This window comes from Rhizobium sp. R711, assembly GCF_002211365.1.
In the GTDB taxonomy this organism is placed as follows: Bacteria; Pseudomonadota; Alphaproteobacteria; order Rhizobiales; family Rhizobiaceae; genus Rhizobium.
This window is the reverse complement of record NZ_LOKZ01000004.1, coordinates 148,087-171,340: the sequence shown is the minus strand read 5'-3', so window position 1 is coordinate 171,340 and position 23,254 is coordinate 148,087. Positions and strand designations below refer to the sequence as shown.

The 23,254-nt window shown below is 59.5% G+C and carries 21 protein-coding genes and 1 other RNA gene; 12 read left to right on the top strand and 10 right to left on the bottom strand.

The window, feature by feature from the left end; genetic code table 11:
* Positions 1 to 24 precede the first annotated feature (24 nt).
* Positions 25 to 1,305, top strand: coding sequence for an SDR family oxidoreductase (locus tag ATY80_RS08585; RefSeq protein ID WP_088692013.1), 1,281 nt, complete (start codon positions 25 to 27; stop codon positions 1,303 to 1,305).
* Positions 1,305 to 1,781, top strand: a complete 477-nt coding sequence (locus tag ATY80_RS08580) for a DUF2269 domain-containing protein (protein ID WP_088692012.1) — start codon at positions 1,305 to 1,307, stop codon at positions 1,779 to 1,781. The genes ATY80_RS08585 and ATY80_RS08580 overlap by 1 nt, the downstream gene beginning before the upstream one ends.
* Here the strand turns inward: ATY80_RS08580 and ATY80_RS08575 are convergent.
* A complete protein-coding gene (locus ATY80_RS08575; protein WP_088692011.1) occupies positions 1,773 to 2,366 on the bottom strand; it encodes a LysE family translocator in 594 nt (197 codons plus the stop codon). The two genes, ATY80_RS08580 and ATY80_RS08575, sit on opposite strands and share 9 nt — an antisense overlap.
* A gap of 160 nt (positions 2,367 to 2,526) precedes the next feature.
* Here ATY80_RS08575 and ATY80_RS08570 point away from each other — a divergent pair, with 160 nt between their 5' ends.
* A complete protein-coding gene (locus ATY80_RS08570; protein ID WP_088692063.1) occupies positions 2,527 to 3,375 on the top strand; it encodes an aldo/keto reductase in 849 nt (282 codons plus the stop codon).
* 34 nt (positions 3,376 to 3,409) lie between these two features.
* Here ATY80_RS08570 and ilvN read toward each other — a convergent pair whose 3' ends face one another.
* Together ilvN and ATY80_RS08560 are read right to left on the bottom strand one after the other, a co-directional pair.
* Positions 3,410 to 3,982, bottom strand: a complete 573-nt coding sequence (ilvN, locus tag ATY80_RS08565) for an acetolactate synthase small subunit (RefSeq protein WP_016554457.1) — start codon at positions 3,980 to 3,982, stop codon at positions 3,410 to 3,412.
* A gap of 26 nt (positions 3,983 to 4,008) precedes the next feature.
* Positions 4,009 to 5,802, bottom strand: a complete 1,794-nt coding sequence (locus ATY80_RS08560; RefSeq protein WP_088692010.1) for an acetolactate synthase 3 large subunit — start codon at positions 5,800 to 5,802, stop codon at positions 4,009 to 4,011.
* A gap of 345 nt (positions 5,803 to 6,147) precedes the next feature.
* Between ATY80_RS08560 and ATY80_RS08555 the strand changes: the two genes are divergently transcribed.
* On the top strand, positions 6,148 to 8,220 hold the full coding sequence (locus ATY80_RS08555; RefSeq protein ID WP_088692009.1) for an ATP-binding protein: 2,073 nt from the start codon (positions 6,148 to 6,150) through the stop codon (positions 8,218 to 8,220).
* Positions 8,221 to 8,231: 11 nt separating this feature from the next.
* On the opposite strand, the gene miaA is transcribed toward ATY80_RS08555, so the two are convergent.
* A complete protein-coding gene (miaA, locus tag ATY80_RS08550) occupies positions 8,232 to 9,122 on the bottom strand; it encodes a tRNA (adenosine(37)-N6)-dimethylallyltransferase MiaA (protein WP_189637109.1) in 891 nt (296 codons plus the stop codon).
* Between the two features lies 1 nt (position 9,123).
* Here miaA and serB point away from each other — a divergent pair, with 1 nt between their 5' ends.
* Positions 9,124 to 10,014, top strand: coding sequence for a phosphoserine phosphatase SerB (gene serB / locus ATY80_RS08545; protein WP_088692007.1), 891 nt, complete (start codon positions 9,124 to 9,126; stop codon positions 10,012 to 10,014).
* Positions 10,011 to 10,577, top strand: coding sequence for a GNAT family N-acetyltransferase (locus ATY80_RS08540; protein ID WP_088692006.1), 567 nt, complete (start codon positions 10,011 to 10,013; stop codon positions 10,575 to 10,577). The genes serB and ATY80_RS08540 overlap by 4 nt, the downstream gene beginning before the upstream one ends.
* Before the next feature lie 79 nt (positions 10,578 to 10,656).
* On the opposite strand, the gene ATY80_RS08535 is transcribed toward ATY80_RS08540, so the two are convergent.
* The 5 genes from ATY80_RS08535 to ATY80_RS08515 all read right to left on the bottom strand — a co-directional run bounded on the left by ATY80_RS08535 (position 10,657) and on the right by ATY80_RS08515 (position 15,935).
* Positions 10,657 to 12,252, bottom strand: a complete 1,596-nt coding sequence (locus ATY80_RS08535; protein WP_088692005.1) for a DegQ family serine endoprotease — start codon at positions 12,250 to 12,252, stop codon at positions 10,657 to 10,659.
* Positions 12,253 to 12,440: 188 nt separating this feature from the next.
* A complete protein-coding gene (locus tag ATY80_RS08530; protein WP_088692004.1) occupies positions 12,441 to 13,370 on the bottom strand; it encodes a protease modulator HflC in 930 nt (309 codons plus the stop codon).
* A 3-nt stretch (positions 13,371 to 13,373) separates the two neighbouring features.
* A complete protein-coding gene (gene hflK / locus ATY80_RS08525) occupies positions 13,374 to 14,459 on the bottom strand; it encodes an FtsH protease activity modulator HflK (RefSeq protein WP_088692003.1) in 1,086 nt (361 codons plus the stop codon).
* A gap of 153 nt (positions 14,460 to 14,612) precedes the next feature.
* A complete protein-coding gene (locus tag ATY80_RS08520; protein WP_088692002.1) occupies positions 14,613 to 15,128 on the bottom strand; it encodes a dihydrofolate reductase in 516 nt (171 codons plus the stop codon).
* A 12-nt stretch (positions 15,129 to 15,140) separates the two neighbouring features.
* Entirely contained in the window at positions 15,141 to 15,935 is a 795-nt protein-coding gene (locus tag ATY80_RS08515) for a thymidylate synthase (RefSeq protein ID WP_088692001.1), read from the bottom strand.
* Between the two features lie 282 nt (positions 15,936 to 16,217).
* Between ATY80_RS08515 and cmoA the strand changes: the two genes are divergently transcribed.
* From cmoA to ATY80_RS08485, 6 genes are all read left to right on the top strand, one after another.
* Complete coding sequence (gene cmoA, locus ATY80_RS08510) at positions 16,218 to 16,979, top strand: carboxy-S-adenosyl-L-methionine synthase CmoA (RefSeq protein WP_088692000.1); 762 nt, start codon at positions 16,218 to 16,220, stop codon at positions 16,977 to 16,979.
* A 14-nt stretch (positions 16,980 to 16,993) separates the two neighbouring features.
* Positions 16,994 to 17,737 carry an isoprenylcysteine carboxylmethyltransferase family protein gene (locus tag ATY80_RS08505; protein ID WP_088691999.1) on the top strand — a complete coding sequence of 248 codons (744 nt, stop codon included), beginning with the start codon at positions 16,994 to 16,996 and terminating at the stop codon, positions 17,735 to 17,737.
* A gap of 46 nt (positions 17,738 to 17,783) precedes the next feature.
* Positions 17,784 to 18,153: a transfer-messenger RNA gene (gene ssrA, locus ATY80_RS08500) on the top strand.
* Positions 18,154 to 18,280: 127 nt separating this feature from the next.
* Complete coding sequence (locus ATY80_RS08495) at positions 18,281 to 18,790, top strand: SspB family protein (RefSeq protein WP_088691998.1); 510 nt, start codon at positions 18,281 to 18,283, stop codon at positions 18,788 to 18,790.
* A 50-nt stretch (positions 18,791 to 18,840) separates the two neighbouring features.
* Positions 18,841 to 19,035 carry a DUF4169 family protein gene (locus ATY80_RS08490; RefSeq protein WP_088691997.1) on the top strand — a complete coding sequence of 65 codons (195 nt, stop codon included), beginning with the start codon at positions 18,841 to 18,843 and terminating at the stop codon, positions 19,033 to 19,035.
* A gap of 97 nt (positions 19,036 to 19,132) precedes the next feature.
* Entirely contained in the window at positions 19,133 to 19,351 is a 219-nt protein-coding gene (locus tag ATY80_RS08485; protein WP_088691996.1) for a ribbon-helix-helix domain-containing protein, read from the top strand.
* Between the two features lie 102 nt (positions 19,352 to 19,453).
* Here ATY80_RS08485 and ATY80_RS08480 read toward each other — a convergent pair whose 3' ends face one another.
* Positions 19,454 to 23,197 carry an AsmA-like C-terminal region-containing protein gene (locus tag ATY80_RS08480; protein WP_088691995.1) on the bottom strand — a complete coding sequence of 1,248 codons (3,744 nt, stop codon included), beginning with the start codon at positions 23,195 to 23,197 and terminating at the stop codon, positions 19,454 to 19,456.
* Positions 23,198 to 23,254 lie beyond the last annotated feature (57 nt).

The window sequence follows — 23,254 nt, the reverse complement described above, 5'->3', positions numbered from 1 at the left end:
AACTTTTCGGTTAAGTTCGGTGCCATGAACATCCTGATTCTCGGCGCGACAGGCTTTATCGGCTCGGCGGTAGCATCTCGCCTGCTGGCTGACGGGCATAGTGTGACTGGCCTCGGCCGCAACCCGTCGCGCGCTCATCTAAAATTCCCTGATATCAAATGGATCGCAGCCGATCTGTCAAAAATGCTGCACGCCGAAGACTGGAGTGCGGTCATTGGAGGCTATGGCGCGGTCGTCAATTGCGCCGGCGCCCTGCAGGACGGTCTCTCCGACGACCTGGCGGCGACGCAATCCAAGGCGATGCAAGCGCTGTACGCGGCTGCACAAGAAACGCGCCCTCTCATAGTGCAGATATCAGCACGAACGAATGGCGCCGCTGCCGACCTGCCATTCCTGGCGACGAAACGTCACGCTGACGAAGCGCTCGCGGCAAGTGGCCTGCCTTACGCAATCCTGCGCCCTGCCCTCGTCCTCGGCCGCAATAGCCATGGCGGTTCGGCCCTGCTGCGTGCGCTCGCGGCCCTGCCCTTCGGCATCCCCTTGGTCCATGCAACAAGTCCGGTTGCAACAGTCGCGCTTGACGACGTTGCGGCGGCCGTAAGCAACGCTGTCATGGGACAGCTCGGATCGTGTACTGACGCGGATCTTGCATCGACAGAGCAATTGACGCTCGTCAAACTCGTTACCCTCCACCGGCAATGGCTGGGTTTGCCGCATGCAGACGTGGTTTCCCTGCCGGACATCGTTGCCCGACCTGTCACCTGCCTTGCGGATGCCGCCGGTCACCTTGGATGGCGATCACCCTTGCGTTCCACGGCCATGGCCGTCATGGCGGAAGGCGTTCAGCCAAACGCCGGCAGTAACCTAGGCATCGCGGCCGCGTCGGCGCAGGACACGCTGCACACGAACCCGGCCGGGGTGCAGGATCTTTGGTTTGCCAGGCTCTATCTCCTGAAGCCGCTGATGATTGCGGCACTGTCGAGCTTCTGGCTGCTGTCGGGCGTTCTGCCGCTCCTCGAAATTCAACGTGTCGTCACGCATTTCCACCCCCTGCTGCGGGAAGGCCCGGCCACGTCGCTTACCGTCTTCACCTGCCTGATCGATGTGATGCTCGGTGCGGCCGTGCTCGTCCGGCCATTCGCCCGGAGAGCTATGCAGGGCATGATATTGGTCTCGCTGAGTTATCTTGCCGGTGCCACAATCATCGAACCCTCTCTGTGGCTCGATCCGCTTGGCCCCTTGGTGAAAGTGCTGCCGTCGCTGGTGCTGACATTGACCGCCCTCGCGATCCTGGATGAGAGATGATGCTCGAACAATTGCTGCTGCTGGCACACGTGATCGGCGCGACAGTTCTGTTCGGCACGGGCGCCGGGATCGCTTTCTTCATGGTGCTCGCCCACAGGACACGGGATCCGAAGCTGATCGCTCATGTCGCAGGGACCGTCGTCATCGCTGATACGTTGTTTACGGCGACGGCTGCAATTTTCCAGCCGGTAACAGGCTATATGCTAGCGAGACAGATCGGCTGGGAACTGACAGAGGGCTGGATCGCCCTCTCGCTGCTGCTCTACGTTTTTACCGGTCTTTTCTGGTTGCCGGTCGTCGGTATCCAGATTCGTATGCGAAACCTCGCCCGCGCGACCGCCATGTCACGCACGGAATTGCCCACCGACTATTTCCGGCTCTATCGCATCTGGTTTGCTTTTGGATTTCCCGCATTTTTCGCAGTTATCGGCATCCTGTGGCTGATGGTCAACAAACCGACGATCGCGCTATTTTAGCATCGGCCAGAGGCTGAGGACCAACAACACAGCCATGGTGATGTTGAACCATTTGAGCCGTGCAGGATCCGACAACCAATCGCGTAGTGCGGAGCCAAACCCGGCCCAGGTCGACACACTCGGCACATTGACAAGCGCGAAGGCGCCTCCGACGATCAGGACACTCGCCAGGTAGATGTCGGGGATGGTGTAGGTCGCCATTGCGGTCACCGCCATGACCCATGCCTTCGGATTAACCCACTGGAAGGCCGCCGCCGACAGGAACGACATCGGCTTCGCGCCGCTTTTGCCTTCACCGAGAGTACGCGATGTCGCGATCTTCCAGGCGATCCAGGCAAGGTAGGCCCCACCAGCAAACTTCAGCGCCGTGTAAACAACTGGCACCGCATGAAGCAGCGCGCCCAGTCCGAACCCGACGCCGATTAGCAGCAAGAAGAATCCTGCCCCGATGCCCAACATATGCGGAACGGTGCGGCGGAAGCCGAAATTCACGCCCGATGCGAAGAGCATCATGTTGTTAGGGCCGGGTGTTATCGATGTGGTAAAGGCAAACAGGACGAGTGCCAGGAATGTATCCAGCGGCATGAGACCCCCCAGAGGCCCGCGATTGCTTGGGCGAGCTCAATTGATTTAGGTCAATATAACTGACCTAAATCCGCCATTCCACGCAATCATTGTCATGGTGACAGGATTGGTGAAAGATTGCCGGGCCATCCAATCTCTTTCGAAACCCGGAATGATGACCATGCGAGATGACGCGATCCCAACCATGAGCTTTCCGAATGGTGCAGAGGTCCCCGCCCTCGGCCAGGGCACCTGGAACATGGGCGAGAATTCCATCGAGGCGAAGCGGGAAATAGAAAGCCTGCGCGCGGGCCTCGATCTCGGCATGACGTTGATCGATACTGCGGAAATGTATGCAGAAGGTGGAGCGGAGAAGATTGTCGGCGAAGCGATCCGAGGGCGACGGGATGAGGTCTTTCTCGTCAGCAAGGTCTACCCCTGGAACGCCAGCCGGAACGGAACGATTGAAGCCTGCGAACGCAGCCTATCGCGCCTCGGCACCGACCACCTCGACCTCTACCTGCTGCATTGGCGCGGCGACCACCCGCTCGCTGACACCGTCGAAGCCTTCGAAGCACTGAAGGCATCCGGCAAGATCGGCGCCTGGGGCGTTTCCAACTTCGATACTGTTGACATGGAGGAACTGCTGACGGTCCCCGGGGGACGCAATGTCGCCGCCAACCAGGTTCTCTACAACCTGTCGCGGCGTGGCGTTGAATACGATCTGCTACCCTGGTGTCAGGAACGTCGGATCCCGATCATGGCCTATTCGCCGATTGAGCAGGGACGCATCCTGCATCATCCGGAGCTGATCCGCATCGCCAAGGCCTATCAGGCGACGCCAGCGCAAGTGGCGCTTGCTTTCCTGCTGGAACGCGACGGTGTGATCGTCATCCCGAAGACGTCGAGCGCAACTCGCGCCGCCGAAAACCGGGACGCCGTCTCGCTCGACATTACCGATGGAGATTGGGCCGTGCTGGACGCCGCCTTCCCACCACCGGCAAGAAAGAAGCCACTGGAGATGGTCTGATCCCCAGCGGCCTAAAGTGTCACTGACTGGCGACTTACATGCCCTGCTGGCCGCGGTTCATCGCGGCGATACCGGTACGGCAGACCTCGATCAGGCCAAGCGGCTTCATGATCGAAACGAACTGGTCGATCTTCGAGGACTTGCCCGTGATCTCCAGGATAAAGTGATCGACCGTCGCGTCGACGACCTTCGCATGGAAGGCATCCGCGAGCCGAAGCGTCTCGGCGCGGGTCTCGCCAGTGCCGACGACCTTGACAAGCGCCACTTCGCGCTCGATCGGACGTTCCTGACCGAGTTCGCGGGCGCGTACCGTCAGATCAACCACCCGATGAACCGGAACGATGCGCTCAAGCTGCGCCTTGATCTGTTCGAGGACATGCGGCGTACCACGCGTCACGATGGTAATTCGCGACAGATGCGCCTGATGCTCTGTCTCGGAGACGGTCAGGCTCTCGATGTTGTAGCCGCGGCCGGAGAACAGGCCGATGACGCGGGCAAGGACGCCCGGCTCGTTGTCAACGAGGACCGAAAGCGTATGGCTCTCGGCCGCCGCCGTCTCGGGCGAGATGAAGTAGGCAGAGCCCGTCGGCTGAAGATGTGCGTTCATGATCGTGGGTTTCCTCTACCTTGATATCAAACGAGCTGCCGGCCCTTGGCGTCGATCGCATTGGCGACCGCCTCGTCCGTGGCTTCATCCGGCAGCAGCATCTCGTTGTGAGCCTTGCCCGAGGGGATCATCGGGAAGCAGTTGGCGAGATTGGCGACGCGGCAATCGAAAATGACCGGCTTCCTCACGTCGATCATTTCCTGGATTGCGCCGTCCAGATCATCAGGCTTGTCGCAACGCAGACCAACGGCACCATAGGCTTCGGCGAGCTTGACGAAGTCAGGCATCGCCTCCGTATAGGAGTTGGACAGACGGTTGCCATGCAGCAGCTGCTGCCACTGGCGAACCATGCCCATGTACTGGTTGTTCATGATGAAGATCTTGATCGGCGCTTCGTACTGGATCGCCGTCGACATTTCCTGAATGCACATCTGGATCGAGGCATCGCCGGCGATGTCGATGACGAGGCTTTCGGGATGCGCGATCTGCACGCCGAGCGCTGCCGGCAGGCCGTAGCCCATGGTGCCGAGGCCGCCCGAGGTCATCCAACGGTTCGGCTTCTCGAAGCCGTAGAATTGCGCTGCCCACATCTGGTGCTGGCCGACTTCGGTCGTGATGTAGGTGTCGCGATCCTTCGTCAGCGCATAGAGGCGTTCCAGCGCGTACTGCGGCATGATGACGTCGTTGCTCTTGGTATAGGCGAAGGAGTTGCGCGCACGCCAGCGGGCGATATCGGCCCACCAATCGGCGGTCTGGCTCTTCTCCGGCTTCTTCGGCAGAGCCCGCCACAAGCGGACCATGTCTTCAAGAACGCTTCCAACATCGCCGCGGATGCCGAGATCGACGCGAACGTTCTTGTTGATCGAGGACGGGTCGATGTCGATATGGATCTTCTTCGAGTTCGGCGAGAAGGCATTGATGCGGCCGGTGATGCGGTCGTCGAAGCGGGCGCCTATGCAGACCATGACGTCGCAGTCATGCATCGCCATGTTCGCCTCGTAGGAGCCGTGCATGCCGAGCATCTTCAACCAGTTCTTGCCTGACGCCGGATAGGCGCCGAGGCCCATGAGCGTCGAGGTGATCGGGAAATCCGTCAGCTCGACCAGCTCGCGCAGCAGCTTGGTGGCCTCGGGGCCGGAATTGACAACGCCGCCGCCGCTATAAATGACCGGGCGCTTTGCGCTCGCCATCAGTTCAACGGCCGCCTGGATCTGGTGAAGATCGCCCTGAACCTTCGGCTGGTAGCTCTTCTGGATCGCATGGGCCGACGGCGGCGTATAGGTGCCGGTCGCAAACTGCACGTCCTTCGGAATATCGACGACAACAGGACCCGGACGGCCGGACTGCGCGATACGGAAGGCCTCGTGGATGATCGCGGCCAGATCATTGACATCCTTGACCAGCCAGTTGTGCTTGGTGCAGGGGCGCGTGATGCCCACCGTATCGCACTCCTGGAAGGCATCCGAGCCGATCAGCGAAGTCGGAACCTGGCCGGTCAGGCAGACGAGCGGGATCGAGTCCATCAATGCGTCCTGCAGCGGCGTGACGGCATTCGTCGCACCTGGACCGGAGGTAACGAGCATGACACCGACCTTGCCGGTGGAGCGGGCGTAGCCTTCGGCCGCATGGCCGGCGCCCTGCTCGTGGCGGACGAGAATGTGCTTGATATCGTCCTGCTGGAAGATCTCGTCGTAGATCGGCAGCACTGCGCCACCCGGATAGCCGAAGATATGCTCGACGCCGTTGTCCTTCAGCGCCTGGAGGACGATCTCCGCTCCCGTCATCCGATTGCCTGCTGCCTGATTGTCCGTGCCCGTCATGTTTCTTTTCCGTTTTGACTGCTGGGATTTGAGTTTTGTGGTCCGGAAGCCCGAATTTCGGGCATAAAAAAAGGCCCCTGGGGAGCCTGTCATCTAGCGCATGGGTGGCTATCGCCGGATGGTTACACCATCCTGCCCATGCGCCTTCCCACCACGATAAGAGCTGCTGCGATTTTCATGGGGCGAAGTGATAGACAGAAAATTTCGCATCGTCAACGCATGCCGCAATAAAAAATCGAGCGGCATCTTACCGGCCGAGCATGTGCGAGAATGGCGCGCCTGTCGCAAAAAGACTTTCTTAAACGTTCGCTGATATCCTCCCTTGCTACCGCAGGGAGTAGCCCTTTGCTGAATAAGGACTTGCACACGTCAGGCAAGGCAGGCGAGCATGACCGCCGCGATGACCAGACCCCAGGCAACCGGTTTCTCGGTCGCGTTGTTGCGTGCAGCGGTTCTCGCGCCACTATCGCCGCCGTCGCAGAAGCCGGCGGCACCGAGTTGGCAGAACTGTGGTCGGTCGGCAGGCTGATTTCGATCAGCGTCGGTCGAAACCGTGTGGTCGCCCTTGTCTACTCCATGAACACCGGCAGCCACAGCTGGGGTGAAGGCGAGGACAACTACTTCCAGATCGAAACCGAACTGCTTGGCGAAGTCCGCGTCGACGAGGATGGTCGCGAGCAGTTCTCGACCGGCATCTCGCGCTACCCCTATCTCGGCGCCATCGCCCACCGCATTCGCGCAAGCGACCTCATGCGGATCTATGATGCTGGCACTGGAACGACGGCCGTCATCGGTAAGCTCACCCAGGACGAGAGCATCGACGCCGCGATCCACATCCCCTCAATGCTGTCGAAGCATTTCGCGATCGTCGGCTCAACCGGCGTCGGCAAGTCGACCGCCGTCTCACTCCTCCTGCATAAAGCGATCGAGGCCGACCCGAAGCTGCGCGTCCTGATTCTCGACCCGCATAACGAGTTTGCCGCTGCCTTCCCGAAGCACTCCGTCGTCGTCGACACGGACACGCTCGATCTGCCGTTCTGGTTGATGAGGCTAGAGGAGTTCGCGGAGGTCGTCTTCAGAGGTCGGGCGCCCATTCCCGAAGAGGTCGATATTCTGCGAGACTTGTTGCCGGAGGCGAAGCGCGCCTTCCGCGGTAGCGATAGTTCTCTTGTCAGGCGCACGACGGAGAAGAGTTCGATCACGGCGGACACACCTGTGCCCTACCGCATGGCCGATCTGCTCGCTCTTATCGACGAACGCATCGGCAGGCTTGAAGGCCGCAGCGAGAAACCGTTGCTGAGATCGCTGAAGATGCGCGTTCTCGCTGCCATCAACGATCCACGCTACCACTTTATGTTCTCCAATAACACGATCAGCGACACGATCATGGAGACGGTGGCGGAAATCTTCCGTATTCCTGGCGACAGTCGGCCGATCTGCACCTTCCAACTATCCGGCATCCCGTCCGAGGTCGTGAACTCCGTGGCCTCGGTTCTCTGCCGCATGGCGTTTGAAATCGCGTTGTGGAGCGAGGGCGCCATCCACATGCTTGTGGTCTGCGAGGAAGCGCATCGCTATATCCCTTCGGACCCCAATCTCGGCTTCTTCCCGACGAGGCAGGCAATCGCCCGCATCGCCAAGGAAGGCCGCAAATACGGCGTCTCGCTGGGGATCATCACCCAGCGCCCCGGCGAACTCGATCAGACGATCCTGTCGCAGTGCTCGACGCTGTTTGCCATGCGCCTTGCCAATGATCGCGACCAGGAAATCATTCGTTCGGCTATTCCAAATTCGTCGATCTCGACGACGAGTTTCATTTCTTCGATCGGCAACGGCGAGGCGATCGCCTTCGGTGAGGCGATCAGCGTTCCGATGCGAATGCGCTTCTCGCGCGTCGAGGAACGTTACTTGCCGAAGGCAAACGGCGCCAACGTGAAGGTTAGCGACGAGGATCCTGACAACGTAGACTTGCGCAAGATCGTGACGCGCATGCGCGCGGTCAGCGGCCCCGATATTTCGGCGTTCCAGCAAAGCTATTCCGCCGCGATGCCGCCCAGTGGCCCCTATGAGGACGAGGACGACTATGACGACTTCGACGGGCCGGTCGCACCACCTTCCTACCCGTCGACGCCAATGGCTGCCCGCATACCGACAACACCGCCACTTGCCCCGATCGAACCCTATCGCCGGGACATGCTGCCGGGAGCGGCCTCTCCGCGCGAACCTCTAGCTGCCGCGGCACCGGAAACATCCATCGACAGTCGCCTGGAAGCTTTGAGGCGCGAAGTCCGTCGAGAACCGGCACCGGGACAAGGCGACAATCCAGCGGTCGCAGGGAGCATTCGCCGCGAACCCGGCATGTCCCTGCGTGACAGCATACTGAAAAAACCGCTCAGTAGCCTCAATAACAAGGAATAGCGCCGCGCGGCCTACGGCAGGCGCTCCCAGCTTTCGTCCATCTGGTTGCGAAACCAGGTCATCTGCCGCTTGGCATATTGCCGCGTCGCGGCCGCACCCCGCTCCAGAACTTCGTCGCGGGTGAGCTCGCCCCTCAGCATCGCCGCGATCTGCGCGACGCCGATCGCCTTCATCACGGGCATATCAGGGGACAGCGAAAGCGAGAGCAGCGCCTTCACCTCGTCCGCAGCCCCCTGCTCCAGCATCTTTTCAAATCGCCCGTTGATCCGCTGGTGAAGGACGGCTCGCTCCGGTTCGACGACGATCTTGCGGGCCATCGAGGGGTCGACGATCACCGGCCCCGCTTGTGTCTGGAAATCGACAATCGATCGGCCGGTCGCTTCGATAACCTCCAGCGCCCTTACGATCCGCTGCCCGTCCTGCGGGCGAAGACTGCTGGCGACCGCGGGATCGCGCTCTTGCAGTTGTCGATAAAGTTCGTCGGGCCCTTCATCCTGCAGGCGCGAGCGGAGGCTGTTGCGCACGTCGTCCGGTATTGCGGGCATATCCGAAAGCCCGCCGGTCAACGCCTTGAAATAAAGGCCGGTTCCGCCAACGAAAATCGGCCTCCGCTGGTCAGCATGAAGGCGTTCCAGCAGATCCGCAACATCGCGCAGCCATGCGCCTGTCGAATAGGCCTGACCTGCCGGGACATGACCGTAGAGGCAATGCGGCACGCCCTGCATATCCTCTTCAGATGGCCGCGCGGTCAACACGCGCAGCGTGTCGTAGACCTGCATGCTGTCGGCGTTGACGACGACCCCGCCGTGCTCTTTTGCCAATTCGACGGCGAGCGCGGACTTGCCGCTGGCGGTCGGCCCGGTTATCAGGATCGCATTCAATGCGCTCAGAAGGTTTTCCATCATGGCCCTCGTTGCCACGCTTGTTGCCAATCCGTCAAATCCTGTTCTCACGCCAGTCATTGCCGAGCAGGCAGCCGATACGGTGAAAGCTTCCGGCCTCTACTGGCTGGCTGACGGAATCGCCTGCGATATCGCGTTGAGGGACGGGACAGATGCGGACGTCGCGCGAGCCGACATTCTCACCGTCATCGGCAGCGCTGCGATCGACCTCGTCGTCCAGGATGCCGCGACGCGCCGCAAAAAACTTCTGATCGCGGATATGGACTCCACCATGATCGGTCAGGAATGCATCGACGAACTTGCCGCCGAAGTGGGCCTTAAGGAAAAAGTCGCCGCAATTACCGCTCGGGCCATGAACGGTGAGATCGCCTTCGAGCCGGCACTGCGCGAGCGTGTCGCACTCTTGAAGGGCCTGCCGATCTCGGTCGTCGACGAGGTCATTTCCAAGCGCATCACATTGACTCCAGGCGGCCCGGAACTGATCGCCACCATGAGGTCCAAGGGACATTATACAGCGCTGGTCTCCGGCGGCTTCACCGTCTTCACCGGCCCCATCGCAAAAACGCTCGGCTTCAACGAGAACCGCGCGAACGTTCTGCTGGCAGAGAACGGTGTGCTCTCCGGTTCCGTATCTGAACCTATCCTCGGCAAACAAGCCAAGGTTGACGCGCTGAACGACATTTCAGACAAGCTTGGCATTTCGCCAGACGACGCCCTTGCCGTTGGCGACGGCGCAAACGATCTCGGAATGCTTCAACTCGCCGGATCCGGTGTCGCGCTGCACGCCAAGCCGACCGTTGCCGCGCAAGCCAAAATACAGATCAATCACGGCGATCTCAGCGCTCTGCTCTATATTCAGGGCTACCGCAAAACCGATTTCGTAACGCCATGACAGTGATCCTAACGACCGATCGCCTGATTTTGCGCAATTGGACCGAAGAGGATCGGTCGCTTTTCCACGAAATCAATTCCGATCCCGACGTGATGGAATTTTTCGCTTTCCGTCGCGATCGCGCCGAAGCGGATTCTATGCTGGACACCATCCGCGATAGTATCGCAACGACAGGGCTCGGGTTCTACGCGATGGCTCTGAAGGAAACCGATGAGCCGATCGGCTTTTGCGGCCTCTGGAAACCCAAGCTCGAACCGTTTCTTCCCGCCGGCACCATCGAAGTCGGCTGGCGTCTTGTAAGGCGGCATTGGGGCAAGGGCTATGCGACAGAAGCCGGAACAGCAGCACTAGGCCACGGCTTCACCCAGTTCGATCCAAGCGAAATTGTTTCTTTTGCGGTGACAGACAACCATCGCTCCACCGCTGTCATGCACCGGCTTGGCCTGCATCATGAACCCGATCGCGATTTCGACCATCCCAGCATTCCAGACACTCATCCGCATCTGAAGCGCCACGTTCTCTATACGATCACCCGTCAGCAATGGGAGCGTTGTATCGGCTGACGCCGATTGCCTCGTCGCCGGCACTTCGAAAGACGCAGCCAATCGATTTAGTCAAGGGATGAACGGAGACCTCGTCTCGCTATTCCATCGGCACGGCTACGAAGCGCAAGTCGCCATTCGCCGACGCGATCATCATCTGCGCATTGCGTCGGCCTTCCTGCTTCAGCGACTGCACCTTCGCAGCCACCGCTTCAGGCGAGCGCATGAACTCCTGCGCCACCTCAACGATCACGTCGCCAGGCTTCAGGCCCTTTTCCGCCGCGAGCGAACCGGGTGTGACCTCAGCGACGAGCACGCCGTCGACGCTTTCAGCAATACCGAAGGTCTTCCGGGTCTCCGCGCTCAGTTCCGACAGCGAGAGGCCGAGGACATTCTTGGGATTCGTTGCATCGGGTGTCGCCTGATCCGTCTTGCCCTTGCCATCCGGCATAGGCTGACTCTGCTGGTCATCGGGCTCATCCATATCCTGGTTTTCATCAGGATCCGGGTTGATGACACCACCCTTGTTGTTGGAGTCAGCATCGTTCGAGGCAGCCTGATCGCTGTCTTCGAGGCGGCCGAGCTTCACCTTCACGGTCTGCTCCTTGCCGTCGCGAAGAACGACGACATCGACTTCCTTGCCCACCGGGCTCTCAGCCACCACCCGCGGTAAATCGCGCATCTCGTTGACGGGCTTGCCGTCGAATTTCAGGATAACATCGCCGGCCTTGATCGAGCCGTCATCGACCGGCCCCCCCTTGATGACACCTGCGACCAGCGCACCCTTGGCGCTTGAAAGCCCCAGGCTATCCGCGACATCATCGGTAACCGGCTGGATACGCACGCCGAGCCAGCCACGGCGCGTTTCGCCAAACTCGCGCAACTGCTCGACGACGCCGGCCGCCAACTCGGACGGCACCGAGAAACCGATACCAATCGATCCGCCACTCGGCGAAATGATCGCAGTATTGATACCGATAACCTCGCCCTTCATGTTGAAGAGCGGACCGCCGGAATTACCCTTGTTGATGGCCGCATCTGTCTGGATGAAATTGTCGTAAGGCCCGGCGTTGATGTTGCGTCCGCGTCCCGAAATGATGCCGACGGTCACCGAACCACCGAAGCCGAACGGATTTCCGATCGCCATGACCCAGTCGCCGATGCGCATCACGCTGGAATCGCCGAATTTCACAGCCGTCAGCGGCGCCTTCGGCTCCACTTTCAGCACCGAAAGATCGGTCTTCGTATCGGTTCCGATCAGCTTCGCCTTCAGCTTGGTGCCGTCGGCGAAATTGACTTCGATGTCGTCGGCGCCCTCGATCACGTGGTTGTTGGTAACGATGTAGCCTTGCGGATCGATGACGAAGCCCGAACCCAACGAGTTGACGTTGTGGTTACCGCCCTTGTTACCCTTCTGCTTGTTGAAGAAATCGTTGAAGAACTCCTGGAAAGGCGAGCCGTCGGGCGCGCGCGGCGCCGGGCCAACCCCTTCATCGTCCTTGACATTCTGTGACGTCGAAATGTTTACGACGGCATTGAGGAGCCCTTCAGCAAGATCGGCAACGGATGCCGGACCGTTCATCGGTGGCGTGCCCTGTGCATGGGCGGCGCCTGTGAAACCAATGTTAGCCAGAAGTGCGGCGCCGGCCAGGAGAGCGAGCGATCGTCTGAAGGTCGGGCGGGTCGTCGGGGCCATCAAGCATCCTCATTTCAAATAAAACGCACTCTGAGCACCAGCATAAGGCGGAATGATGGAGGGTGAAATCACCTTTTCGCGAAATCCCGTGCAATCTCTCCGCTGCGCTCACCATCATCATGCTGGAACGTAAAAAGGGCCGGCAAAGCTGCCGGCCCTCTGTGTTTCTGCAGATCCCGATACGCCGATCAGTTCGTCGGCGCGCTCGGCATCGCCGCCGGCGGTGCGTTTCGTGGCGCGCCGCTTGCGTCGTTGAAGAAACGGAAGAACTGCGAGTTTGGCGAGATCACCAGCGTCGTGTCCTGCGACGTCAGAGCCGTCGAATAAGCGGCCATGGAGCGGTAGAACTCGAAGAATGCCGGATCCTTGCTGAAGGCATCAGCAAACAACCGGTTCCGTTCTGCGTCGCCCTGGCCGCGCAAGACTTCGGAATCGCGTTGCGCCTCGGCGGTGATCTCAACCACCTGCCTGTCTGCGATAGCCCGGCGGCGCTGGCCTTCTTCCGTACCCTGCGCACGCAGGAGTTCGGCTTCGGCAAGACGCTCAGCGCGCATGCGGTCATAGGTCTTCGGCGCAACTTCACGCGTCAGATCCGTACGACGGATGCGGACGTCCTGAATGTTGAGGCCGAGATCTTCGGCGTCGCGATGCAGATCGTCGCGAACCTCAAGCATCATTGCCACACGCTCTTCCGACAGCGCAGCGTCGAAGTCGCGCAGACCATAGACACGGCGAAGCGAAGAATCGAGCTGCGTGCGAAGGCGAGCTTCCGCTGCCTCGCGATCGCCCGAGACCGTTTCGCGGAACTTGCGGACGTCCCTGATGTCATAGACCACGAAGGCGTCGACATCGAAGGTCGCGCCACCACGAACCTGGACACGAATGTTGTCGAGGTCGAAGCGAAGCGCCTGCCTTTCAACGATCTGGACGCGGTCGGCATCCATGAAGGCAAACGGCAGCTTGAAGTAGATGCCCGGCTCGGTCTTCACAGACTGGATCTGACCGAAGCGGACAACGATTGCCTGCTCCCGAGCGTTCACCACGAAAATCGAGGAGTAGAGCCCAACCAAGACGACGGCGAGGAGGCCGAGAATGAGCGGAAGCCTGTTCGATGTCATGGCTCAACCTCCCTGCTGTGCCGGTTTGCCGATCTCGTTGAGCGGCAGGTAAGGAACGACCCCCTGCTTCTCGTCGATCACGACCTTCTTGGAATTCTTCAGAACCTGCTCCATTGTTTCAAGGAAGAGACGCGTCCGGGTTACCTCAGGCGCCTTCGCATATTGTTCGTGGATGAACGAGAAGCGCTGAGCCTCACCTTCGGCTTCCTTGACGACGCGATCCTTGTAGGCTGCTGCCGCTTCGCGGATCTGGGCCGCGTCACCGCGCGCCTGACCCAGCTTCTGGTTGGCGTACTGATTGGCCTCTTCGACCAGTCGCTGCTTGTCCTGGTCGGCGCGCTGCACTTCTTCGAAGGCATCAGCAACTTCGCGTGGCGGCGCCACGTCCTGGATCGTCACCGCCCCAATGGAGATACCAGCCCTGTAACGGTCCATCGTTCCCTGGACGATGTTGGCGACCTCCGTCTCGATCGGTTGACGATTGTCGCGAAATGCGTCCTGGGCCGGACGACGGCCGACGACTTCGCGCATGGCGCTTTCGGCGACCTGCTGCAGCGTCTCAGCCGGGTTCTCGACGTTGAAAAGATATGCCTTCGGATCACTGACCGTGAAGAAGACGGAGAACTGGACGTTCAGGATGTTCTGGTCACCGGAAAGCATCAGCCCGCTCGGCGAGGAGGAAGACGTCGATGCTGAGCCGATATTCTGCTGCTGCATCGTCACCTTGACGATTTCGACGGTCTCCATCGGCCACAAATGGAAATGCAGGCCCGGTGTGGAAATCTCTTCCTTCGGATTACCGAAACGCAACTCGACGCCGCGCTCGTCCGGCTGGACTATGTAGATGCACTGGAAGAGCCAGAACACCACCAAAATCGCCGCCACAATGACGAGAACGCCGCCATTGAACCCGCCGGGTACAATGTTGCGCAGTTGATCCTGGCCACGCCGGATAATGTCTTCCAGATCGGGAGGGCCGCCCTTACCACCGCCGCCGCGCGGGCGGTTGGGCCCTTGCCCCCATGGTCCCTGATTGTTACCGCCGCCGCCCCAAGGGCCGCCGCCGCCATTCTGATTGCTCCAGGGCATCAAAACCTCGTTATTCGTTAAACTCCCGATCGCCCAACCCACGGGGGCGGCGGATACCGGCGATCGTGACCGTTATAGGTATCGCCGCATCCGCTTTCAACGCAGCATGAGGAACTTGGCGATATTTATTGGAAAATAGTTGCTTTTCAGCGGTTAGCGCCGGTCATAGACAACGAATTTCGTAGGATAGCTATCCTTGTCGCCTGCCGGCACGTCAATGGTCTCAGTCGCCTTCCAAAGTGCCGGCTCAATCGCTGGAAACGAGGTGTCGCCGTCAACAGAGGTTTCGACGTGGGTGACGCACAACCGATCGGCCAGATCGACAGCCTGCGCATAAATCTGCCCACCACCGATAATGCAGATTTCGCCCTCGCCTTTCTGGCGCGCAATTTCCTCGGCAAGATTGACGGCTTCAGTCAACGAACCGGCCATGTGCACATCGGGGTGATCTATTGCCCCTGCCTGCCTGGAGATAACGATATTCGCTCGTCCCGGCAGCGGCTTGCCGATGGACTCGTAAGTTTTCCGGCCCATGATCACGGGCTTGCCCAGCGTTAGAGCCTTGAACCGCTTGAGATCGGTCGAGAGCCGCCATGGCATGTCGCCATCCCGCCCGATGATACCGTTGTCGGAAACGGCAACCACAATGGTCCTGCGAATTTCAGACATCAAGCTCTCCGATCAGACGGCGATCGGCGCCTTGATGCTGGCATCGGCCTCGTAGCCGATCAGCTCGAAATCATCGAATTTGAAACCGAAGATGTCCTTCACATCAGGGTTGATCCGCATGAAAGGCAACGGCTTCGGCGCGCGGGTAAGCTGTAGTTTCGCCTGCTCGAAATGATTGTGATAAAGGTGGGCGTCACCCAGCGTATGTACGAAATCCCCGAGCTTCAGGCCGGTCACATGAGCCACCATCATGGTCAACAGCGCGTAGGAAGCAATATTGAACGGCACGCCGAGGAAGATGTCGGCGGAGCGCTGGTAGAGTTGGCAGGAAAGCTTGCCGTCGGCAACGTAGAACTGGAACAGGCAATGGCACGGCGGCAGCGCCATGTCGTCAACCTCGGCCGGGTTCCACGCGGAAACGATATGCCGACGTGAATTCGGATTCTTGACGATGCCCGCGACGAGATTGGCGATCTGATCTATGTGACCGCCGCCGGGAGCCGGCCAGGAGCGCCATTGGGCGCCATAGACCGGCCCAAGGTCGCCGTTTTCGTCCGCCCACTCGTCCCAGATCGAGACGCCATTGTCCTTGAGATAGCCGATATTGGTCTCGCCACGCAGAAACCACAGGAGTTCGTGGATGATGGACCGCAGATGCAGTTTCTTGGTGGTCAGAACCGGAAACCCCTCATGCAGGTCGAATCGCATCTGATAGCCGAACACGGACCGCGTGCCCGTTCCGGTGCGATCGCCACGATCGGTTCCGTGTTCCATCACATGTTTCAAGAGATCGAGATACTGCTTCATCGTTCGCCGCCGATTCCGTTTCCCGTCTATTTAAGCCCTTCGCTCTTCGAAACCAATCATTGCGCGCTGATTATCCCGGCAAATCTCGGAGGGGGGACCGGCGGAGGACGTCAGAGCACGACATGGCTCACAATGCAGAACGGAGGCGCTTTCAGGCTAACGTCAGGTTCACATGTCTCCCTGTGCGTGGCGCGGGGGCGCTCCACGGGGATTCAACACGACAACCGACGGCATTTCATGCCGTAACCCCCTTGGGAACCGTACGCGAGTTTGGGGGAAATCATGACAGAGAGCCTAGTACGGTTGCAGCTGCGAACGGAGCGGCGCGACGAAGTATTCGCCGAGCAGGACCAGCCTATTGGCGACTTTACCTTCAACGCGAAAGTCGCCGACGTCTTCGATGACATGGTCAGCCGATCGGTGCCCTATTACGAGGAAATGCAGCGGATGGTCTGCGAGCTGGCGCAAGACTTCGCCAGACCGGAGACCAATCTCTACGACATCGGATGCTCGACGGCGACGACATTGCTCACTCTCGATCGTGTAATCGATCCAACGGTCAATTTCGTCGGCATCGACAACGCCCCTGACATGCTGGAAAAGGCCAGACAGAAGATCGAGCGGGCAGACACGCAGCGATCGGTAGATCTCAAAGTCGTCGATCTCCACCAGGGCCTTCACATGGAAAATGCCAGCGTCGTCACGATGCTGCTGACGCTGCAGTTTATTCGTCCCCTATTTCGCGAGCGCCTGATGAAGATGATCTTCTCAGGATTAAACAATCAGGGGTGCCTGCTGCTTGTCGAGAAGCTGACCAGCGAGGATACGGCCTTCAACCGCTTGTTCATCCAGCATTATTACGACTTCAAGCGGCGCAACGGATACTCCGAAATCGAGATATCGCAGAAGCGCGAGGCGCTCGAGAATGTGCTCATCCCCTATCGCTTGGAAGAGAACATGCAGCTTCTGAAAGAAGTCGGGTTCCGCAGCGTCGAGGTCTTCTTCCGCTGGTATAATTTCTGCGGCATCATCGCCGTTAAGTAAGGTTGGGACGCCAGATGAAAGCAACCATGATCGGCATTGGGAACTTCTTCTTCAAATACCGCAATCAGGCGTTTCCGCTCATAATCGTAGCCTTGTTCCTGATGTCTTCGCCACCGGCGGAAATTGCTGGAAGCGTCGCGGCAGAGCGTGTCAAAGACCTGATGGCGCTTCTGGTCATATTTTCCGGCCTCGCACTTCGAGCAAGTGTGATCGGCTACGCTTATATCAAGCGGGGTGGTCTGAAGAAGCGCGTCTATGCCAACGACCTGGTGACCGAGGGGATGTTCGGCGTCTGCCGCAATCCGCTCTATGTCGGAAACATGCTGATCTATGCGGGCGTATTCCTGTTGCATGGAAATCCGGTGGTCGCAATTTCAGGCATAGCGCTCTTTTTGTTCATCTACCAATGCATCGTCTATGCCGAAGAAGCGTTCCTTGAGGACAAATTTGGAGACGCCTATCGGGCCTATTGTGCAGACGTTCCTCGCTGGCTTCTCCGTTTCAGCAATTTTGCAGCTTCGACCCAGGGGATGGTGTTCAATGTGAAACGCGTGATCGCGAAGGACTATTCCACGGTCTCCGCCGCGTTGCTGGCTGTTCTCCTGATCGAGATCTACCGTGTCGTCGGCGCCACGAGTGTGCCACCTGTGCAGGTCTATGCCCTCGCCTCCTTGATTGCGATCGTGGCTGCGGCAACCGGCGTAGTGAGCATGCTCAAGAAGCGCGGTGCCTTCAAAGAGCACAAGGCAACCTCCTAGGACGGTTGCCAACTGCTTCTCTCCACGACACGGTTTTGTGACAAGGCCTCTTCCCATCCATCGCGGAAAACACTATATCAGCCATGCCGGTCCTCGGGCCGGCTATGGCGATAAATGAGCGGTGTAATAAACCTATTGGACCCGGGGGCGGTACCCGGCGCCTCCACCAAAAACCGGCGGGCTGCCAAATCGATGGCCGGCTTTTGATGGGGGCGAAACAGGATCGACAAGGGTGTAAAGATCGTCTTTTTGCTCGGCATTGTACCGCCGTTATCGGGCTAAAATTGTAGTTGCAAACGACAACTATGCGGAAGCTCGTCTCGCTGCTTAATCGCGGTGTGACACTTCAAATAAAGCCCTAGTGGTTCGCACCTCTAGGCGGGGTCCGAAGGCACCTGGCAACAGAAGCCTTCACCTTCTCCCTTGTGCGCAAATCATGTATGGTTTGGTCAAGCATGACTCGGCTCAGGCCTTTTCCACGGCGTCTTGGCATGCCATACAGCCTTGGGAAACGAGTCCGAACCAAAAGAAAGACAGGAAAGCATGGGGCAGGATCACATCCGTTACGACATTCTGGCACAGGACGCACTGCGCGGCGTCATCCGCAAGGTTTTGTCTGAAGTTGCCGCGACGGGCCGCCTGCCGGGTGAGCATCATTTCTTCATCACCTTTCTCACTGGTGCGCCAGGTGTTCGCATTTCGCAGCATCTGAAGGCGAAGTATCCGGAGCAGATGACCATCGTCATCCAGCACCAGTTCTGGGAGCTGAAGGTCACAGAGACGAGCTTCGAGATCGGCCTTTCCTTCTCGGATGTACCGGAAAAACTGTTCATTCCGTTCAACGCCATCCGCGGCTTCTACGACCCGTCCGTGAACTTCGAACTGGAATTCGATGTGCCTCTCGCCGACAGCGAAGAGCTTCCGGCTGCCGAAATCACCGCTTATCCGGTGGCATCCGACAAGTCGGAGGAAACGCCCGCCGCCAAAGCGGACGGCGAGGAAAAGAAGCCTGGTTCGGTCGTCTCGCTCGACGCCTTCCGAAAGAAGCAGTAAAACAAAGGGAAGCAACTGCTTCCCTTTTTCAATTCCGATCGAGGCCAGCCGTGACCGCCGAAGTCGTCAATCTCCGTCAGTTCAAAAAGAAACAGGCCCGCGCCGACAAGGAGAAGCAGGCGGAGCAAAACCGCATCTCCTTCGGCCGCACCAAGGCTGAAAAGCAGCTCACGAAGGCGCTCAACGAGAAAGCCGAACGCTCTCATCGACTAGGCCGGATCGAGAAACCCGAAGACGACAAATGAGCGCCCGGAGAAACGGAAAAGATTCAGAGATCAATCAGTTGGACGGTTTTCTGGAATCACATTCTCGGCAACTTGAATCGAATTCTGAAGCCTTGCGATGATCCGCAAGCACTCAGCGACCCTGCACGGACACCGCACCAGCTTCTCCCTGGAAGACGAATTCTGGCTTGAGCTGAACACAATCGCCAAGGCGCGCGCAATTCCGCTCGCAGCCCTGATTTCTGATATCGATGATCAGCGGCAGCCGGAGAGCAACCTCTCGTCAGCGCTGCGCGTCTATGTCCTTAACTGGCTGAAATCCGAGAATGTCGGTTAGGCTTTGCAACCGGCAGGTCGATGCATTGCAGACGATAAACCACCGGCAGTGACGGGTGGCAGAATTTCTGTGATGGCAAAGCCCACGATGTATCAGACGTGATTACTGCGGCATCTGCACACCCGGCAGCCCAGGTATCGTTTTGAAATTGAGAGAGTTTTCGGGCGGTATCGCAAGCTGCTCCTGCGCACGCCGCGCGGCATCCGCGGCAGCCTTCTCTTGCGCCGCCCTGGCGCGTGCTTCAGCATCGGCTTTCGCCTTGGCTTCTGCCTCAGCCTTTGCCTTCGCTTCGGCTGCTTGTTTCTCGCGCTCGGCCTGCGCGGCCAAAGCTCTCAGACGCTGTTCTTCAGCTTGCTGCTCTGCTTCGAATGCCACAGCCTTCTGGCGTTCCGCACCATTGAACTTGTAGAGAGCGACTTCGCGACGCAGTCGCTGCTTTTCCAGCACATTCGACTGCAGACGCTCGACGCGCCGGCGCTCGCGCTCGAAGGCGCGCAGCGACAGGAAACCGGTGATATCGGTAACGTCCATGGTACGCCCAGGCGACGCAAGCAGCCCCGAGAAGTCGAGGCGTACCGCAGGCTCCGCGCCGGGAAGCACCTCGCTGCCCGGATTCAGCGCAATTTTGAGCGACGCATTGATGCGCTGCTGTGGCAGGTCGATCTGGCCGTTGCCAACAACCTTCGCCTGATCGGTCGTCACGCTGACGTTCTGAAAGCGCAGAACCCCGTCCGTCACGTTGAATGGAATGGCGGTCGGCGGCAGCTTCGCTTCGCCGTTATTGAGCAAGGTCTCGACGATCGGGTGGACTTTGCCGGCATTCAACTGATCCTGCATCGGATCAGTAGCGGCCAGCAACGGCGCCAGCATGCCAAGATTGAGCCCACGTACGCTGATATCACCGAGCTTCACCTCACCGGAGCCATTCAACGAACCGGCGATATCCTTCATCGACTTCCCGGAAGCTTCCAGAGAGAGTGCCAGCCCGAACTTGCCGTTTGCGACGGGAGCTCCATCGCGCGGCCATACGACCCCGGCGAGGTCCGCGTCCGCCAAAGTAAGCTTTGTCTGGAAGAAGCCCGTACCATCGGCGTTGGTAAAGAGCAGATTGCCGTTCAGGCTACCGCCATCCCAGCCGCCCTTGATGTCGTTCAGCTCGAGTTCGTCGCCTTTGTAGGCCACATTAGAGGTGAAATCCGAAATCGGACCCGACCAGCCAGGCCAGAATTGCTTGGCCGAAAGCTTGAGGTTGACGTCCATGTCCTTGAAGACTGGCAAGCCCAACGCCGCGCCCGACAGGTCGCCTGTCGCCGCATCCGTCATTGGCCCGTAGACCGCTTCTCCGAGCCACGCGGCATCGGCGTTGGAAAGTGCCAGCTCGCCCGTCGCCGCTGTCTTCTCCGCTTTGCGATCGACGGTCAGCGCGCCGTTGAACTCGTTGTCGGCGGCATGTCCTGCGATATTCGCAAAGGCAATCCTGTTTCCATCGATGGTCGCGTTCGTCGTCAGTTTGAACGGCAAGCCCGTACCCATCTGCGGCACTGCGATGCCGTTCATGACAAGATACGGATCAAGGTCCGCACTCTCCAGCGATACTGCAAGCTGCCCGTTCATGAAGGCCTGCGGACGAACATCCACCTTGCCGCCAGCGGTGAACGAGGTACGGTCGGTGGCAAACGTCAGCTGCGCATCCGCGGGATCCGTGCCTTCAGCCTGCACCTTGAGTGTCAGACGGCCGTTCGCGTCCGCATCGACCGGCAAGGGATCGAGGCCGGCCTGCCCAAACAGGATCGACGTGACGCTGTTTTCGAGCGTCGCCTCCAGGCTTGTCGTACCCTTGCCCGTCAGCGCCAGAAGATCCGACATGCGATAGTCGAGGTTGACACGGCTGCCGTTGCTCACGCCGGCCAGCGTCAGGGTCAGACCGTCGCCCTCGTCTCCTCCAAGCGTCAACGCTCCGCGCAGGGCGGTATTGGTGTACCAGGCAGCGTTGCGTACGAGCCTGTCCATGACCGGATGCTGCGGCAGATGCTGCTTGAGCATGGTGAAGAACGAGCCCGGATCGGCCGATTTGAAGGTGATTTCCCCGGACCCCTTGTAGTCCAGCAAGGAGCCCTCGGCGCGACCCGTCGCGGTCACCTCGGCACCCGCCAGATTCTTGACGGAAAGATTCTCGACGGCCAGAGCGCCGTCGGCAATTGCGAAGCTCGTTTCGACGTCGGCCGCTTCGACACCAAAGGCCGTAAATTTGTCGGCCTTGAGCCGCGCGTTGATTTTGTGATCAAGCACGTTGTCGCCGGCATCCTGACCGGTGAACAATCCTGTCAGCGCGCGCAGCGCATCCAGATCGAGCGTATCGCCTGCAAGCGCCACGTCCAGGGTCGGAGCCTGATTGGCCACCGCCTGCCGGTCCAGCCTGCCCTTGAGCGTCGCCTGCCCCACGGCAATTTCCAGATTGTCGAACGTCTGCCGGTCGTGCGTGAGATTGACATCGGCGGAAAAACCCGCCTGTCGCAGTTGCCGGATTGCAGGATCGACAGAGCCGGCAAGCCACGCCGCAAGGCCAGTGGGCTGGCTGGATGCCACGGTGAGCTGCCCCACGAAGGATGCTTGCCCCTGCAAATTAAGATTGCCTTGGCCCTCCACTTGCGTGCGACCGGGTAGTGTACCGACCACATTGGCGATCGTCCAGCCCTTGCCGGCGGGTTCGACATCAAGCTGAATGTCGCGGATCGTCGTGTCTCCGGCGACGATCGCCGGCAACCGGATGCTCGCCTTCCCCGGAACCTGCGGCACAGGGACTTGCGAAACGATCTGGATCAGCGCGTTCAGTCGCTGCCGGGCCGAAAGACTGGGGTCACGGTTCGTCTTGCCGTTTGCCCCCTGATTGCCGATACGATTGACATCGATCTGCTGGCCATTCGCAATCAGCAGGAATTGCGGCTTGCTTCCGGTGTCGAGCGTCGCCTCTCCGGTAACGACATAGGGATCGTCCGTAGGCCCGACCTCCAAGCGATATTCCGGTATCCGAACGCTTTCGTTGGTGAGCTCGAACTTCCCTTTCAACCGTGGAGGAACATCGACCTTGTCGGTCTTCTTGCCATTCCGGCTCTCGATCGACGCAGAAATCGTTCCCTGATAGTTCGGTCTGCGATCTACGAGCTTGAGTTCACCATCGAGATCGACCGTCACGGGGTGCTTATCAGGCTGCAGCCGCGTGCGCATCCGCAGGACTCCGTTCTCATCCGGCTGATTGCTGGCGATCGTGAAGTTGCCATGCTCGCCGTCCAGAGCTGCATCACCCTCGATCCGCCACGGACCGGCAAGCGATTTGGCCGACATCTCGGCGTTCAGACCCGTAACGTGCCGCGAGCGCCCCGATTGATCGTCAATGAACTGAAGATCGCCACCACTGACGTGAACATTCTCGAGAACAACCGTCTTGGCCGGAATTTCAGGTTGACTGCCGCGCGTCCAGTCGAGCGTGCCGTCCTTCAGCAACCTCAGCTTCACCTTCGGGTTGACCACGCGCATGTCGAAGATCAGCGCTTCGCCCGACAGGAACGGCGCAAGTTCAGCGTCCATCGAGAACTGCTCGATCTGCACGATCGGCGATCCGTCGAATTCCTGCCCGACGCGCACGTCATGCAGCGTCACCGACGGAAACGGCAGCAGGCGCGCATCCACCGCACCATGGACCACGACCTTCTTGCCGATAATGCGGCTTGCCTGATCCTCGAAATTCTTTCGGAAGTCGGTCCAGTCGATAAACAGCGGTGCCAGCAGCGCCACGAACAGCGCCACGACAATCACTCCGCCCAAAAAGACGAGGAACCGGCCTACCAACTCAACATTTCTCCATTTGGGAATCCAATGCGGACACTAGAGCATGATACCGAAAGC

What these genes read in the sequence shown, in the direction of transcription:
- ATY80_RS08495 (WP_088691998.1), top strand. Translation starts at nt 18,281, where the DNA reads ATGGGGCAGGATCACATCCGTTACGACATTCTGGCACAGGACGCACTG.
- ATY80_RS08585 (WP_088692013.1), top strand. Translation starts at nt 25, where the DNA reads ATGAACATCCTGATTCTCGGCGCGACAGGCTTTATCGGCTCGGCGGTA.
- ATY80_RS08575 (WP_088692011.1), bottom strand. Translation starts at nt 2,366, where the DNA reads ATGCCGCTGGATACATTCCTGGCACTCGTCCTGTTTGCCTTTACCACA.
- ATY80_RS08505 (WP_088691999.1), top strand. Translation starts at nt 16,994, where the DNA reads ATGAAAGCAACCATGATCGGCATTGGGAACTTCTTCTTCAAATACCGC.
- cmoA (WP_088692000.1), top strand. Translation starts at nt 16,218, where the DNA reads ATGACAGAGAGCCTAGTACGGTTGCAGCTGCGAACGGAGCGGCGCGAC.
- ATY80_RS08530 (WP_088692004.1), bottom strand. Translation starts at nt 13,370, where the DNA reads ATGACATCGAACAGGCTTCCGCTCATTCTCGGCCTCCTCGCCGTCGTC.
- serB (WP_088692007.1), top strand. Translation starts at nt 9,124, where the DNA reads ATGGCCCTCGTTGCCACGCTTGTTGCCAATCCGTCAAATCCTGTTCTC.
- ilvN (WP_016554457.1), bottom strand. Translation starts at nt 3,982, where the DNA reads ATGAACGCACATCTTCAGCCGACGGGCTCTGCCTACTTCATCTCGCCC.
- ATY80_RS08520 (WP_088692002.1), bottom strand. Translation starts at nt 15,128, where the DNA reads ATGTCTGAAATTCGCAGGACCATTGTGGTTGCCGTTTCCGACAACGGT.
- hflK (WP_088692003.1), bottom strand. Translation starts at nt 14,459, where the DNA reads ATGCCCTGGAGCAATCAGAATGGCGGCGGCGGCCCTTGGGGCGGCGGC.
- ATY80_RS08515 (WP_088692001.1), bottom strand. Translation starts at nt 15,935, where the DNA reads ATGAAGCAGTATCTCGATCTCTTGAAACATGTGATGGAACACGGAACC.
- ATY80_RS08540 (WP_088692006.1), top strand. Translation starts at nt 10,011, where the DNA reads ATGACAGTGATCCTAACGACCGATCGCCTGATTTTGCGCAATTGGACC.
- ATY80_RS08560 (WP_088692010.1), bottom strand. Translation starts at nt 5,802, where the DNA reads ATGACGGGCACGGACAATCAGGCAGCAGGCAATCGGATGACGGGAGCG.
- ATY80_RS08535 (WP_088692005.1), bottom strand. Translation starts at nt 12,252, where the DNA reads ATGGCCCCGACGACCCGCCCGACCTTCAGACGATCGCTCGCTCTCCTG.
- miaA (WP_189637109.1), bottom strand. Translation starts at nt 9,122, where the DNA reads ATGGAAAACCTTCTGAGCGCATTGAATGCGATCCTGATAACCGGGCCG.
- ATY80_RS08580 (WP_088692012.1), top strand. Translation starts at nt 1,305, where the DNA reads ATGCTCGAACAATTGCTGCTGCTGGCACACGTGATCGGCGCGACAGTT.
- ATY80_RS08485 (WP_088691996.1), top strand. Translation starts at nt 19,133, where the DNA reads ATGATCCGCAAGCACTCAGCGACCCTGCACGGACACCGCACCAGCTTC.
- ATY80_RS08570 (WP_088692063.1), top strand. Translation starts at nt 2,527, where the DNA reads ATGCGAGATGACGCGATCCCAACCATGAGCTTTCCGAATGGTGCAGAG.